The sequence below is a fragment of the Bradyrhizobium sp. ARR65 genome (assembly GCF_000472385.1).
Taxonomy (GTDB): Bacteria; Pseudomonadota; Alphaproteobacteria; order Rhizobiales; family Xanthobacteraceae; genus Bradyrhizobium.
Window position 1 is genome coordinate 75608 of the sequence record NZ_AWZU01000003.1, and the last position, 13739, is coordinate 89346.

At 63.3% G+C, this 13739-nt stretch carries 12 protein-coding genes and 1 tRNA gene; 3 read left to right on the plus strand and 10 right to left on the minus strand.

Annotation, left to right across the window (positions count from 1 at the left end):
* Positions 1-88: 88 nt before the first annotated feature.
* Positions 89-1495, plus strand: a complete 1407-nt coding sequence (locus F758_RS0104945; RefSeq protein ID WP_024506817.1) for a cytochrome P450 — start codon at positions 89-91, stop codon at positions 1493-1495.
* Between the two features lie 81 nt (positions 1496-1576).
* Positions 1577-2437, plus strand: coding sequence for a class I SAM-dependent methyltransferase (locus tag F758_RS0104950; RefSeq protein ID WP_024506818.1), 861 nt, complete (start codon positions 1577-1579; stop codon positions 2435-2437).
* 25 nt (positions 2438-2462) lie between these two features.
* Here F758_RS0104950 and pepT read toward each other — a convergent pair whose 3' ends face one another.
* A complete protein-coding gene (gene pepT / locus F758_RS0104955; protein WP_024506819.1) occupies positions 2463-3716 on the minus strand; it encodes a peptidase T in 1254 nt (417 codons plus the stop codon).
* 124 nt (positions 3717-3840) lie between these two features.
* Complete coding sequence (locus tag F758_RS0104960; protein WP_024506820.1) at positions 3841-4140, minus strand: HU family DNA-binding protein; 300 nt, start codon at positions 4138-4140, stop codon at positions 3841-3843.
* A gap of 222 nt (positions 4141-4362) precedes the next feature.
* On the opposite strand from F758_RS0104960, the gene F758_RS0104965 reads away from it, so the two are divergent.
* Positions 4363-4439, plus strand: a tRNA-Asp gene (locus F758_RS0104965).
* 694 nt (positions 4440-5133) lie between these two features.
* Here the strand turns inward: F758_RS0104965 and F758_RS0104975 are convergent.
* The 8 genes from F758_RS0104975 to F758_RS0105010 are packed head-to-tail and all read right to left on the minus strand — an operon-like array spanning position 5134 to position 13734.
* Positions 5134-5760, minus strand: coding sequence for an FMN-dependent NADH-azoreductase (locus tag F758_RS0104975; protein ID WP_024506822.1), 627 nt, complete (start codon positions 5758-5760; stop codon positions 5134-5136).
* A gap of 13 nt (positions 5761-5773) precedes the next feature.
* Positions 5774-7345, minus strand: a complete 1572-nt coding sequence (locus tag F758_RS0104980) for an isochorismatase family protein (RefSeq protein ID WP_024506823.1) — start codon at positions 7343-7345, stop codon at positions 5774-5776.
* 19 nt (positions 7346-7364) lie between these two features.
* On the minus strand, positions 7365-8213 hold the full coding sequence (locus tag F758_RS0104985) for an MBL fold metallo-hydrolase (RefSeq protein ID WP_024506824.1): 849 nt from the start codon (positions 8211-8213) through the stop codon (positions 7365-7367).
* Between the two features lie 30 nt (positions 8214-8243).
* The gene (locus F758_RS0104990) at positions 8244-9137 is read right to left on the minus strand and encodes an amidohydrolase family protein (RefSeq protein ID WP_024506825.1); all 894 of its coding nucleotides are present in this window, start codon (positions 9135-9137) and stop codon (positions 8244-8246) included.
* A complete protein-coding gene (locus F758_RS0104995) occupies positions 9134-10249 on the minus strand; it encodes a VWA domain-containing protein (protein ID WP_024506826.1) in 1116 nt (371 codons plus the stop codon). Before F758_RS0104995 ends, F758_RS0104990 begins: the two co-directional genes overlap by 4 nt.
* A complete protein-coding gene (locus F758_RS0105000) occupies positions 10246-11127 on the minus strand; it encodes an AAA family ATPase (protein ID WP_024506827.1) in 882 nt (293 codons plus the stop codon). Before F758_RS0105000 ends, F758_RS0104995 begins: the two co-directional genes overlap by 4 nt.
* A gap of 11 nt (positions 11128-11138) precedes the next feature.
* Positions 11139-12161 (minus strand): xanthine dehydrogenase family protein molybdopterin-binding subunit, encoded by a 1023-nt coding sequence (locus tag F758_RS0105005; RefSeq protein WP_024506828.1) that lies wholly within the window; start codon positions 12159-12161, stop codon positions 11139-11141.
* A gap of 1 nt (position 12162) precedes the next feature.
* Positions 12163-13734, minus strand: a complete 1572-nt coding sequence (locus F758_RS0105010; RefSeq protein WP_024506829.1) for a xanthine dehydrogenase family protein molybdopterin-binding subunit — start codon at positions 13732-13734, stop codon at positions 12163-12165.
* Positions 13735-13739: the final 5 nt, after the last annotated feature.

Genomic DNA, 13739 nt, shown 5'->3' on the forward strand with positions numbered 1-13739 from the left:
CGAAGCACCCCGCTGGGGCCGGAACTTCGATAAAATTGCCGCGTTTGGATCACATTTTCTTGTCCCGACGCGTTAGCCTATTCAGAGAATGTTGTTTACCTCGGAAGACGAAATCGCGGGGTCATATTGTCCTCCGGCACCCAAGCCACGGCCAGGCAGGCCGGGGCTGATCCATCTCTTGGCGACACTGAAACGAAATCCGCTCGAGTGCTGGAGCGAAGAGTTTTTCGAAGAGCCCATCGCGAGGGTTAAGCTCCCTTTCCTCGAGGCTCTTCTGGTGCATGATCCCGTCGCGATCAAGCATGTGCTGGTCGACAATGCCGCCAATTACCGCAAGGATCCGATCCAGCGACGCATCCTTGCCACAGGCCTTTCCGATGGCCTGCTCAGCGTCGAGGGCGAGCGCTGGGAAGTGCAGCGGCGAACACTGGCGCCACTCTTTGCACGCCGGACCGTGACCACCTTCACGAGTGCAATGCTCGCTGCGGCAGACCAGCTCACCGGGCGCTTGCGGCGCCTTGCACCGGACGGGACGATCGATATCGCGGCCGAGTTCACGTTGCTGACGCTGAATGTGCTCGCGCTCACCATCTTCTCGGACGGGATCGGCGGCGATTTCGACGAGTTTCGCGCGGCGATGAACGCGTATTTCGCCTATATCGGACGCATTGGCGTGCTTGATCTGATGGGTGTGCCGGAGGCCGTGCCGAGGCCGGGCCGCAAGCGCTTACGGCAAACCATGGCGTATTTCGAAGGCGTCATTGAGCGGATCATCACGACCCGGCAGCGCCGGCTCGACAGCCCTGGCGAGCCTGCGGCGCCTGATGATCTGCTGACACTGCTGCTGCGCGCCCTCGATCCCTCGACCGGCCGGCCGATGAGCCTTGCCGAGGTGCGCTCCAACATCCTGACCTTCCTGTCGGCCGGACATGAGACCACCGCGAACACGCTGGCCTGGTCCGCCTTTCTGCTGTCTCAATCGCCCTGTTGGTACGCGCGGGTGCGTGAGGAGGCGGACGCCGAACTGTCCGGTGATCCCGACGCTTTATTGGAGCGGCTCGTCGTCACCAAAGCGGTGGTGGAGGAGGCGCTGCGGCTCTATCCGCCGATCGCGGCGCTCAGCCGCGCCCCCGAACAGGCCGACGCGATTGGCGGTCTTCCTGTCAAGCCACGCTCAGTGGTGGTGATTGCGCCCTACATCCTGCATCGGCATCGGCGGCTCTGGAACAGGCCGGACGCGTTCGATCCGACGCGTTTTCTCGCGCCCGCGAAAGCCAAGATCCCGCGCTTCGCCTATCTGCCGTTCGGGGCCGGCCCACGCACCTGCATTGGCTCGTCCTTCGCGCTGCAGGAAGCAATCCTGGTACTGGCGAAGCTCGTGCAAGCCTTCGACATGCAACTACCGTCCGGCGCACAAGTGTGGCCGGTGCAGAAAATCACCTTGCGTCCGGCGCATGGCTTGCCGATGCGGATGATGCCGCGACGCGGCGCCTGAGCCCGGCGGACGGACGATTGCAAAACTGAGCTGCTTTCATCACACTCGGTGCGACGGTTTCACCTTGCATCGGAATCACCCATGGATACGCCAGTTGGTCACGAGCGTAACGCCGACCAGATCGACTATTGGAACGGACCGGGCGGCCAGCGCTGGGCCGATCGACAGCAGGCCCAGGACATCCTGCTCGCGCCGATCCTCGATCTCCTCATCGCGCATGCCGATCCGAAGCCGGGCGAACGGGCCATCGATGTCGGATGCGGCAGCGGTGCCACCAGTGTTGCCTTTGCACGGAAGGTGGCGCCATCAGGTCATGTCCTCGGCATCGATGTGTCAGGCCCGATGCTGGCACGCGCGCGCGAGAATGCGCCGGCTGAATTACCCGTTGATTTCGTGCTCGCCGATGCCACCGTTTATCCCTTCGATGCGGCAAGCGTCGACCTTCTGGTGTCGCGCTTCGGCGTGATGTTTTTCGCCGAGCCTGCGGTCTCCTTCGCCAATTTGCGCAAAGCTCTGCGGTCGTCCGGGCGCGTGGCATTCATCTGCTGGCGCGAGCCGCGCGAGAATCCATTTTTCATGGCGCCGCTGCAGGCCGTCTACAAGCATGTGCCGAAACTGCCGCCACAAGGTCCCGAAGATCCCGGGCCATTCTCCTTCGCGTCCGAAGAGCGCGTGCATCGAATCCTGACTGAGGCGGGGTATAGGTCCATTGCGATGCAGCCGCATGATCTGGCGCTGGATGTCGCGATCGGGCGCGGCCTCGAGGCCGCCGTCCAGGGCGCGCTGGAGATCGGCCCAGCCAGCCGCGCCCTGCAGGATCATCCGGCGGAAGTACGCGAAGCCGCGCGCAATTCGATCCGCGAAGCGCTGGCGCCATACGCGCGTGGTGAAAGCGTGCCCTTGCCGGCTTGCCTCTGGATCGTCACCGCACGCGCTTTGTAAAGCTCCTTGAGTGCGGCCTTCCAGGCTAGGCCCGCTCCTCCCAGATCATCGCCAGATGCACGATGGTCTGCACGGCTTTTTCCATATCCTGGCGGCTGACCCATTCCAGGCGGGAGTGAAAGGCGTGCTCGCCGGCGAAGATGTTGGGGCAGGGCAGCCCCATGAAGCTTAGCCGCGAGCCGTCGGTGCCGCCGCGGATGCTGGCGCGCACTGGCGCAAGTCCCGCACGGCGGATCGCCTCCATGGCGTACTCAACCGTTTCGGGATGGCGGTCGATCACCTCTTTCATGTTGCGGTACTGCTCTTTCACCTCCATCCGGTAGGTGGAGCGCGGGTAGTCCTTCATCACGTCCTTGACGATACGCTCGAGCAGCGCCTCTTTTTCCTTCAGGCCAGCCACGGTGAAGTCGCGCACAATGAAGCCGATCGTGGCTTGTTCGAGCGCGCCGGAGATGCCGATCGGGTGGAGAAAGCCCTCTTTGCCTTCGGTGGTTTCGGGCGAGCAGGAGGTCTTGGGCAGCCGCTCGACGATGGCGGCTGCGATCTTGATCGCATGCTCCATTTTGCCTTTGGCAAAACCCGGGTGGATGCTGACACCCTGGATCATGATCGTGGCGGCGTCGGCGGAAAAGGTCTCGTCCTCGATCTGGCCGGCCGTTTCGCCATCAATGGTGTAGGCGAAATCGGCCCCGAGCTTTTTCAAATCGACCCTGTCGACCCCGCGACCGATCTCCTCATCAGGCGTGAACAGGATCTTAATGGTGCCGTGCTTGACCTGCGGATTTTGCACGAAGAACTGCGCGGCATCCATGATCTCGGCAATGCCGGCCTTGTTGTCGGCCCCCAGCAGCGTTGTGCCATCGGTCGTGATGATGTCATTGCCGATCTGATCTTTCAGCGCCGGATGCTCGGCTACGCGGATGATCTGGTTGGGATCGGCGGGGAGGGCGATGTCGCCGCCGCGGTAGTTTCTCACGATCTGCGGCTTGACGTTCGCACCCGTGCAGTCGGGCGATGTGTCCATATGCGAACAGAAGCAGATCACCGGCACCTTCTTGGAGGTATTCGCCGGAATGGTCGCATAGACGTAGCCGTTGTCATCGAGATGGGCGTCGGTAATTCCGAGCGCTTTGAGCTCGGAGACGAGCAGGCGTCCGAGATCCTTCTGTTTCTCCGTGGAGGGGCAGGTCGGTGATTCCGGATCCGACTGGGTGTCGATGGTGACGTAGCGCAGGAAACGCTCGGTCACGCTGTGCTGAAAGTTCAGGGACGAATTCACAGTGAGAACCGCGGCTGAGGGACGGAGAGAGACCCTTATAACGGAAAAAGCGTCATTCCGGGGGAGCCCTCGCGAGGCAACCGAAATGACGCTTCTGGCTGGCGGTAGAAGGCCGAAAGCGCGGTCAGATCGCTTCCTTGAGTTCCTTGGCCGGGCGGAAGGCGACTTTCTTGCTGGCCTTGATGTGGATGGCTTCACCGGTGGCCGGATTGCGGCCCATGCGAGCGGCGCGCTTGCGCACCTGCAGAATACCGAGACCGACGATGCGGATTCGTTCACCCTTCTTCAGGTGCTTGGTGATCCGCGTCACCACGTCGGTCAGAATGCCCTCGGCTTGCTTCTTCGAAAGTTCCTGGTCCTCCGCAATCGCTGCGGCGAGATGCTTGAGCGTAATCGTCGCCGGAGTCGCTGCTTTCTTTGCCATGTTGGTGGCCCTCCTCGTTGTTAACAATGGCGTAGGAACCTAAGACGCTTCAGGCCTTAGATGATTCTGTGGGTAGCTACTACGCCGTTTCGCCCTGAAAATAGGCCATTTTCTGCATCAGCGCGGCAAAAACCGCTGATTTTTGCGAGGATTTGCAACATCCTTGACTTGGAATGTGGGCCCCATTAAGCCCTGCATCCGAATGCGGCTCACGCCGCATCCGCGGGAGTAGCTCAGTTGGTTAGAGCGCCGCCCTGTCACGGCGGAGGTCGCGGGTTCGAGCCCCGTCTCTCGCGCCATTATTTCAATGGCTTAGCGGGAATTCGGCCCTGAGAAGGTATTTCAAGGGGCGTAGTTGAGATAGTTTAGTCCTGCTCTGTTCTAATCTCCTGGCCCTTTTGCCAATCTGGTAGCCCTGGGAAGCGCCATGGAGCGCATGTAGCCATCACGACGCCCGGGTAGCCGGCCAGCGGCTTCTCCGCGGGTTTGCGCGGGGCAGGTAGCCCCTTTCTGACGGCATCCCACGCGGCGTTCAGATCAACCGCCTTCAGCTTGTCCTCCCGGCTCGCAGCCGGGTGTCCGTTCGCGTCCAACTCGGGGCCGCCACGGCTGAGCTTGATCGTATGGAAGCCGGACTTGCCCATGGCTACGGTCGGCTGCCATTTCCTGCGACCGTTCGCATAGACGGGATACCGGATTTGTAGTGCCCCATGGCCGTGACGCGCATCAGCCGAGTCTCTTCGCCGAGAAGGCGCCGGCGTCTTCCGCACCCGAGCGCATAAGGTCGGCAAGAAGGCCTACGAGGCCGCCCTCGATCGTATCCCGGTGCCCCGAGAAGCCTTACGATCATTGGGGCCTGGTGCATGCGGCCGAACCTCCGAGCGGGAAGAAGCCGAATTGAGGAGTCTCGTATTCGTTGAAGTCAATGCGCTGTGGGAGCGTGACCGGGAGTGCTCGATTCCAGAGTCGCCAAAACCGGTACCTGATGCAGACTCAAAAACTTGTAGCCATTTCGGCAAGCCGCCGATGTGCACGCTCTCGTGCAATGCGGATCGGCTCAAGTGGTCCAGTCGTGGGACCGATCGGGACGAAGCGCACATCTTTGACGCCGATGAAGCGGAGCGCCTCACGCAAATAGGGCGTCGCCATATCAGTGCGGCCGCGGTCCATGCCGGCGGTGTAGTCACCGCCGCTGGCGAGGATGACAAGCGTTGGCCTGTCCTTGAGGAGGGGCACATAACCTTGGGACGGATCGAAGCGGAACGTCAGCCCTGGCTGGATGATCACGTCGAACCATTGCTTGAGCTTGTAGGGAATGCCGAAGTTCCACATCGGGGTGGAAATCAGGACGCGCTCGGCGAGCGCGAAGCGAAGGACGATGCGTTCTGCGACCGCAAACTGATCGCGCTGCGCATCCGTGAAGGCCAGCTCCTTGAGGCGGGCATATTTGGCATCGAGAAGCGCGCCGGCAAATTCCGGCAAGCTGTCGCGCCACAAGTCCATCACGTCGATGTCCCAATCCTGCTTCGCCTGGCGGAAGCGATCGAGAAAGACTCGAGCGCCTGCCGCCGATTCGGAATCAGAGCGCGGCGAGCAGGCGAGATGCAGGAGCTTGGGCATCCGCGGCTTTCAGTCATTCCAGTGCCCTGATCACCGTGTCGGCATTGGTAACGACCGAGACGTTCTGAAGGGCGAAGTTGATCGAGGCGTTATGCCATTCGGCATTCATCGTCGAGCAGCAGTCCTCGGGAACGATCATGAAGTAGCCCTTGTCCGCTCCGGTTCGGGCGGTGTGCTCGACCGACATGTTCGTCCAGGCGCCGGTGTTAACGATGAAGTCGCGGCCGGTGGCCTTGAGAATCGTCTCAAGCCTCGTGCCCTCCCAGGCGCTCATGCGCATTTTCTCGACGATGAAATCTCCGGGTCGCGGCTCCAGCCCGGATACAGGAGCTGCGCCCCAGCTGCCGCGCACCATCGCCTTGCTGTCGACCAGCCCCTCGAACAAAGGCGCATTCAAGGTGACGCCGGGCGCGCCCGGTTCGACGATGAACCAGACATGGATGATGACGACGCCGCGGGCCCGTGCAACGTCGGCGAGACGACGGACGTTGTCGACCACATGCTGCCGGCGCGCATGGGCGGGCGCGCCGGACTCGGCAAAGGCGCCGCCATCCATGATGACGTCGTTCTGCAGGTCCTGAATGATCATCGCACAACGCTGCGGGTCGAGCCGCATATCGCCGTCGACCAGTTTCGGCGCCTGTGCGGACGACCCGGCGCCGCTGCCGCCGCGCTTGGCGCTCATGTAGGGCTCATAGCGCGGCCCGATCTTGGTCGGGATTGCATAGACTGAATGGGTGGCGGTTAGATAGAGCGTGCGGAAGTCGGCACCGCCCCAGGCGAGGTTAGCGACGAGCTCGGGCAAGCGGACCTTGCCGAGCAGCTCTCCGTCAGGCGAATAGACCCATACGCCGCCGGGCGCGGTGACCCAGACATTGCCACGCTGGTCGCATTTCATGCCGTCGGGCACGCCGGGCTCGAGCTCGGAGCGAATCCCGCTGGCAAACATGCGCGGGTTGGACAGCTCGCCATTGGGCTCGACGTCGAACACGCGGATCAGCGCTTGCGTGGTGTCGTTGACATAGAGCCGCCGCTCGTCCGGCGAGAAGCACAGGCCGTTCGGCTGATCGAACAAGTCGCGGTCGACCACGAGCCTCAGTTCACCGCCGCCAGGCGGGATCCGATACACACCCTGAAAGCCGAGCTGGCGCGGCCGCTCGATGCCATAGACCGGCATGCGTCCGTACCACGGATCGGAAAAATAGATCGCTCCAGATGAATGCACGCACACATCGTTAGGGCTGTTGAGCTCCTGCCCCTGGAAATGCGAGGCCAGCACCTCGCGTCGCCCATCGGGGCGCTCGCGAATCAGCGAGGAGGTCACGTGCTCGCAGACGATCAGATTGAGCTCCGCGTCATAGGTCATGCCGTTGCATTTGTTGGAGGGGCGCTTAACCTCGACAATGCCGCGCCGCGCATCCCAGCGCCTTCGCACATCGGCCGGCATGTCCGAGAACAGGAGGTAGTGATCGACCGGATGCCAGATCGGGCCCTCGGTGAACTCAAAGCCCGTGCCAATCTGGCCGACCGGCGCGTAAGGATCGATCAGGCTTTCAAATTCGCTCCGCAGCGTGACGTGTGTCATCGGTCGTTCCTCGGAAAGCTCAAGCGGGAAACCAATCACGCCGCGGCAGCGTCTGAACGATGGGGCCGGGGACCTGGTCATGCAGCCGCCCGACGACCGCGCCGCCTTCAATCTTCGCCGGCCTGTCATGCACCGGGAGCAGATAGCGCGCGTTGCTGAGCAGCTTCTTGATCGCGGCTTTTTCCGCGCGCTTGCTCGTGCCGTGATTGCCCGTGGTGCGCGGCTCCCAATCCTGGATTTCGTTGAAGGGCGTGACGATCTGGTCGTTGAAATCGTAGATCACGTCGCCGCAGATCGTCGCAACGCCGTCGACGGTGTGGACGTGGATGTTCATCGAGCCCTCGGTGTGCGCGTTCGCAGCCTCGCAATAGACGCCCGGCATCAATTCGATCGGACCGGTCAGCTCGAGATCGAGGAAACGCAGCGCGCCCTTGGTGTGCAGGCGATCGACGAGATGCTTGATGTCCGGCGCCGGATATTGCGGATGCATCAAGCCGGATACGGAATATTCCAGTTCACGGCGATTGAGCACGACGGTCGTGTTCATCGGGAAGAGGTCGTCCTTCCCGGCGTGATCGATATGCAAATGCGTATGACAGACAAAGCGCACGTCACCCATGCGCACGCCATGGCGGGCGAGCTGGTTCTCGATCATGTTCTCATGGAATTGCAGGCCGCGCATGCCGAGCGTTTCCATGATCTGGTTGGAGCGATAGCCGGTATCGACCAGCACCGGATAGGGGCCGCCAAGGATCAAGAAGCCCAGTGTCAGCACGCGGCGCGTTCGCCCACAGTCGCGGCCGAGAACAAGGAAGCTCGACTCGAGTTCGATATCGCCATAGTCTAGGATCTTGATCTCCAGCGGCATGCGTTTCTCCCCACTTTCTCTTTAAGTTTCTCACGAGGCGCCAAGGCCATAAACACGCGTGGCGGTGGTTCTGAAGATGGCATCGCGCTGATCGGTGGAGAGTGTCGCGGCCGCGGCGAGATGAGCCTCGATCAGGCTGCGATAGCTGGTCCATAATTTCTCGATCGGGAAGTTCGAGCCGAACACGCAGCGCTCGGCGCCGAACATCGCAACCGTCTGCCTCACCACGTCGGCCACATGCGCGGGATCGTTGCGATGAATGAAGGTGCCGAGTCCCGAAAGCTTGGACACGACGTTTGGGCAGGCGCCGAGCTGTTCCATCCCCGTGCGCCAGGCTGCGCGGCCTTGCGGCGACAGGTCCTCGAGCATGCCCGCGTGTTGCAGGATAAAGGTGACATTGGGACAGGCTCGGGCGAGCGCCGCGGCGTCAGCCATTTGCGGCGCGAAGACTTGCAGATCGAAACTCCAGCCGTAGTCGGCAAGACGCGCAATGTTCCGTTGGATCACGGGATCGGCGCAAAGATCGGCGCGCGCTGCAAAGCGGTACAACGGGTTTTCGTGCCAGTGCAGCTGCATGCGAACGCCGCGCACAAGTGGATAACGTGCGAGCCGGTCGAGCTGCGGGCGGACGTCGCTGGCCGAGACATCGGCATAGGCGACAATCGCGTGCGGCCAGCCGTGTTCGTCGGCAGTGCGCTGCACCCACGCCGCCTCATCCTCGAAACCCTCTTTGGCCCAATTCGTCTGCACATAGACCGAGCGCGTCACGCCTGAGCCCGCGAGATCGCCGAGATATTCCTGGATGGTGTAATCCCGCCGGATCGGTTCATAAGGACCGAAGATGCGCGGTTGCATCGGGCCGGATAGCCAGGGCAGGTCGGCCTGGCGCCAAATGTGATGATGCGCGTCGACAATGCCCGTCATGCCGCTTTCCTCGATCCGAGCGCCAAGAAATGTGACACGATCGCCGTGATCGTGCCGCCCTCGACCATTTCATCGACAAACGGCGCGATCGCGATCAGCGCCTCGGTTTGCGGGGTAAAGCCGGGGCCTGTTGCGAGCGGGGTAAACCAGCTCAACCGCCAGGCGCGCCGCGCCAGCTTTGCGACGGCATCGCGCAAGTTCGCGGGATCGCCGCGTTCCAACCCGTCCGAGATGATGACGGCCGCCGCGCCGCGCGCATAGCCGGCAAATCGCGGCACAGCCAAAAACGCCTGCAGGGCGTCGCCAATCCGCGTGCCGCCATCCCAGTCGCTGACGAGATGCGCCGCCGCATTCAGCGCCTGTTCGCGCCGCTTGAGGCGGAGGGCGGGGGTGACACGGGTCAGCCGCGTGCCGAAGGTGAAGACCTCGATGTTGGCGGTCGCTTGTACAAGCGCGTGCGCGAGCCGCATGTTCTCCTCGGTGCGCGCCTTCATCGATCCCGACACGTCGATCAAGAGCAGCAGCCGACGCAGCCGCGTCCGCCGCCGCAAGCGCGCCAGATGCAGCATCTCGCCGTCGTTTCGGACCGTTTCGCGCAAAGTGCGGCGAAGATCAGCAAGCGGACCACGCCGCGCGCGCCGGTGCCGATAGCCGCGCCGCCGCGGCAGGCGAGAATGCGCCTGCCGCGACAGGCGCCGCAAAGCGTCGCTGATCGCGGCATGCGCGAAGCGGCGCTCGACCAGGGCTTCCGCGCGCGTCGCGGTCAGGCCGGATTCATTGATCTCATCGGCCAGCCGAGGCTGCTCGGCGCCACGCCCTTCTTCCTGCAGGCGAACGATCTCCTCCTCAGCGCCTTCGGCCGCGAGCTGCTCATGGCCGATGAAGTGAATGTCGAACAGCCGGTGATAGGTGTCGAGCCGTTCCGGCGGTGGGCCCAGGGTCGCAAGCCCCGCCTGACGGATGTGATCGAGGTTCTTGGGCCCAAGGAGCTCGATCGCTGCGAGAAACGTGGCAGTCTGCTCAGGGGCAATCGCAAAGCTGTTGGCGCGGAGCAGCGCCACGAAGGAGACGAAGATACGCGCGGCGCGCGGCAGTTGAGCTTCGTCGCTCATGCGGCGGCCTCCGCAATCAGCGCGTCGAGCCGCGGCGAGATGAAGCGGAGGTCCTCTTCGTCCTTCAGCGCGAGGCCGATGGAGCGCTTGAAAGCATCCGGCCAGCGCGCGCCGCCTTGATGCAACACAGTCGCGGCCTCTGCCCAGTCAACGGCCTCGGCTATTCCGGGCGCCTTGGTTAGCGGCTCGCGCCGCAGCCTGCCGACGGCCGCGACCACCGCGCGCGCGGTTGATTCGGCGACGCTTGACGCCCGCATCATCACGATGCGCGCCTCGCGTTCGGCGCTCGGATAGTCGATCCAGTGGTAGACACAGCGGCGGCGTAGCGCCTCGTGCAGATCGCGCGTGCGGTTCGAGGTGAGCACGACGACTGGGCGCTCCGCCGCGCGCACCGTGCCGCGCTCGGGGATGGAGATCTGGAAATCGGAGAGGAATTCGAGCAGGAACGCTTCGAATTCCTGATCGGCACGGTCGACCTCATCGATCAGGAGCACGGTCGAGTCGGGGCTGCGCAAGGCCGCGAGCATCGGCCGCTCAATCAGGAACGTCTCGCCGTAAATATCGATGCTCTCGTCGCCAGCTTGGCGGATCGCGAGCATCTGGCGCGGATAGTTCCACTCGTAGAGAGCCGCTGCCGCGTCGATCCCCTCATAGCATTGCAAGCGGATCAGGCGACGGCACAGGACCGCTGCGATGGCCTTGGCGGCTTCGGTCTTGCCGACCCCGGGCGCGCCTTCCAATAGAAGCGGCTTGCCCAATGCGAGCGCAAGATAGGCCGCGGTCGCAAGTCCCTCGTCGGCAAGGTAATAGGCCGCGCGCAGCGCCTTCGCCAGCGCCTCCGGGCTATCGATGCCGACGATGTTGCTGCGAACCGTCATCGCGAATGACCTCAGCGCCGCGGCTGCGGCCGCGCGCCGCCTTGCGCCTTGATGGCCCGCAGCACCTTTTCGGGCGTGATCGGCAGTTTGTCGATGCGAACGCCGACGGCATTAAAGATCGCATTCGCGACCGCCGGCAGCACCGGATTGGCACACATCTCGCCCGGCCCCTTGGCGCCGAACGGCCCGTCAGCCGCCGGGCGCTCCAGGACGGCGATATCGTGCGGGCAGATATCGCCGGGCCCGGGCATCAGATATTCGACGAAGTCGCGCGGCCCGTGGCTTGAAACGGGATAGTACGGCTCGGTCGTCTCGTAGAGCGCATGGCTGATGCCCATCCAGGCGCCGCCAACGAGCTGCTGCTCGACCAGCCGGGGATTCAGCGCACGCCCGAGTTCATAGGCACTGTCCATGCGGATCATGGCGACGTCGCCCGTCTCGTCGTCAACCTCGACTTCGGCCACCAGGCAGGCATGGGCATAGCAGGTGGCCGGCGACATTTCGCCGGTCTCGGGATCGACGTCAGAGAGCGGCACCAGGAAGATGCCGCGCCCCGAGATCGTCTTGCCCTGCTTGAATTGCGCGGCGATCGCGACATCCTTTGTCGAAATCGATCGATGCGGGGCGCCCTTGACATGAATATTGCCGCGCCCGTCGGTCTCGAGATCGGCTGCATTGACCTCAAGCTCCTCGGCGGCAGCTTCCATCATTACGCCGCGCGCTTCCTTGGCCGCGGCCATCACCGCGTTGCCGACGCGATGGGTGCCGCGCGAGGCAAACGAGCCCATGCAATGCGGCCCGGTATCGGAATCGGCGGTATCGACGTAGACGTCCTCGACCGGCACGCCGAGGGTCTCGGCACAGATCTGGCGCGTCACCGACTTCATGCCCTGGCCGAGATCGATCGAGGACAGCGACACCGTGAACTTGCCGCTTGGGTTGGAATGGACCAGCGCCTGGCTTGGATCGCCGCCGAGATTCATGCCGATTGGATAGTTGATGGAGGCGATGCCGCGCCCACGATGCCTTGCCATCTCAGCGCCTCCTGGTGCCGAACACAGAGGAGAAACGGGCCGCGCCATGCGACGGTGCTTGCGGGCGCGGAGGCGGCGGTGGCGGTGGTTCTCGGGACGGCGCGGTCGCGGGCGCACGGTCGTAAACCGTTCGCTGCTGCGCGGCTGCAACGGTGGGTGCATGCGCTTCTCGGGTCGCTGCTGGAACGACCGCCCGCGCGCCGCCGCCGCCCTGGCGTGATGAGGCGCGCTTGAACTCGTCGCGCAGCGGCCATTTGGCTTTTTCGGCGGCAACCTGGACGCATTCGATCAGCGCCGTATTCTTGGCCTCTCGCCGGTGCGCCTTCATGTCGCCGTCGCGATAGGCGTTGAGAATACGAAACTCCATCGGGTCCATGCCGACGATGTGCGCAAGCTTGTCCATCTGGCACTCGATGGCAAAATCCATCGCGGTCACGCCGAATCCGCGCATCGCGGTCGCCGGCGTCCGGTTGGTGAAGACGCAATAGACGTCGCCGTAGACATTGGGAATCGTATAGGGACCCGGCAAATGCGCGGCGCATTTCACCGCGGCGTAGCTGGACAGCCTTGTATAGGCACCGCTGTCGAAATAGGCGCGGACCTTGCGCGCGACGATGCGGCCATCGCGCATCACGCCGTCCGTGATGTAGATGCGCTCGGCGCCGCGCGGCGGGCCATATTGCATCTCTTCCTCGCGCCCGAGCACGTAGCGGACGGGACGCCCGGTCAGCATCGCCGCGAGAATGCAGAGCGGCTCGGTGATGGTATCGACCTTGCCGCCGAATCCGCCACCCACCGTGCCGCCGATGAAGTGGAAGGTGTTGGACGGCACGTCCAGAATTTTGGCGCAGGTGTCGACGGAGAAGAACAGCGCCTGCGTCGACGTATAGACCGTGTAGCGCCCGTTGGTATCGGGCGCTGCGATCGAGCCGTTGGTCTCCGTCGGCGCATGCTCGATCGGCGACATCTGGTAGCGCTGCTCCAGGACGTGATCGGCTTGCGCGAGACCGCGCTCTACATCGCCGAAACGCAGCTTCTGATGATCATATTTCTCGTAGTAGGTGAACGTGTTTTTTGGATAGGTCTCGTTGACAACAGGTGCACCCGGCTTCAGCGCATCCTCCACATCGAACACGGTCGGCAGCGGCTCGTACTCGATCCGCACCTTTGCCATCGCTTCAGAGGCTTCCCGCGGACTGTCGGCGACAACAGCGACGATGGGCTCGCCCTTGTAGCGCACCTTGTCGACCGCAAGCGAGGGCTCGTCATCCTTGCCGAAATTGATCAGGCTGAGCAGCGTGTTGAGATTGCGCGGCACGTCGGCGCCGCGGATGATGCGACGCACGCCTTGCGATTGCTCTGCTTCCGTCGTCTCGATGCGGCGCAGGCGAGCATGCGAATGCACGCTGCGCACGACTTTCAGGTGCAGCATGCCCTGCAGCTTGTGATCATCGAAATAGGTCGAGGTTCCCGTGACATGGCCGAGCATGTCCTGTCGCTGCGTGCCCTTGCCGATCTCCTTCAGATTGTCGTCGCGCTCGTCGGCGAAGATGTCCTTGCGCAGTTCCAGCATGGTCA

What these genes read in the sequence shown, in the direction of transcription:
- F758_RS0105000 (WP_024506827.1), bottom strand. Translation starts at nt 11,127, where the DNA reads ATGACGGTTCGCAGCAACATCGTCGGCATCGATAGCCCGGAGGCGCTG.
- F758_RS0104950 (WP_024506818.1), top strand. Translation starts at nt 1,577, where the DNA reads ATGGATACGCCAGTTGGTCACGAGCGTAACGCCGACCAGATCGACTAT.
- F758_RS0104985 (WP_024506824.1), bottom strand. Translation starts at nt 8,213, where the DNA reads ATGCCGCTGGAGATCAAGATCCTAGACTATGGCGATATCGAACTCGAG.
- F758_RS0105005 (WP_024506828.1), bottom strand. Translation starts at nt 12,161, where the DNA reads ATGGCAAGGCATCGTGGGCGCGGCATCGCCTCCATCAACTATCCAATC.
- F758_RS0104975 (WP_024506822.1), bottom strand. Translation starts at nt 5,760, where the DNA reads ATGCCCAAGCTCCTGCATCTCGCCTGCTCGCCGCGCTCTGATTCCGAA.
- F758_RS0104990 (WP_024506825.1), bottom strand. Translation starts at nt 9,137, where the DNA reads ATGACGGGCATTGTCGACGCGCATCATCACATTTGGCGCCAGGCCGAC.
- F758_RS0104945 (WP_024506817.1), top strand. Translation starts at nt 89, where the DNA reads ATGTTGTTTACCTCGGAAGACGAAATCGCGGGGTCATATTGTCCTCCG.
- F758_RS0104995 (WP_024506826.1), bottom strand. Translation starts at nt 10,249, where the DNA reads ATGAGCGACGAAGCTCAACTGCCGCGCGCCGCGCGTATCTTCGTCTCC.
- F758_RS0105010 (WP_024506829.1), bottom strand. Translation starts at nt 13,734, where the DNA reads ATGCTGGAACTGCGCAAGGACATCTTCGCCGACGAGCGCGACGACAAT.
- F758_RS0104960 (WP_024506820.1), bottom strand. Translation starts at nt 4,140, where the DNA reads ATGGCAAAGAAAGCAGCGACTCCGGCGACGATTACGCTCAAGCATCTC.
- F758_RS0104980 (WP_024506823.1), bottom strand. Translation starts at nt 7,345, where the DNA reads ATGACACACGTCACGCTGCGGAGCGAATTTGAAAGCCTGATCGATCCT.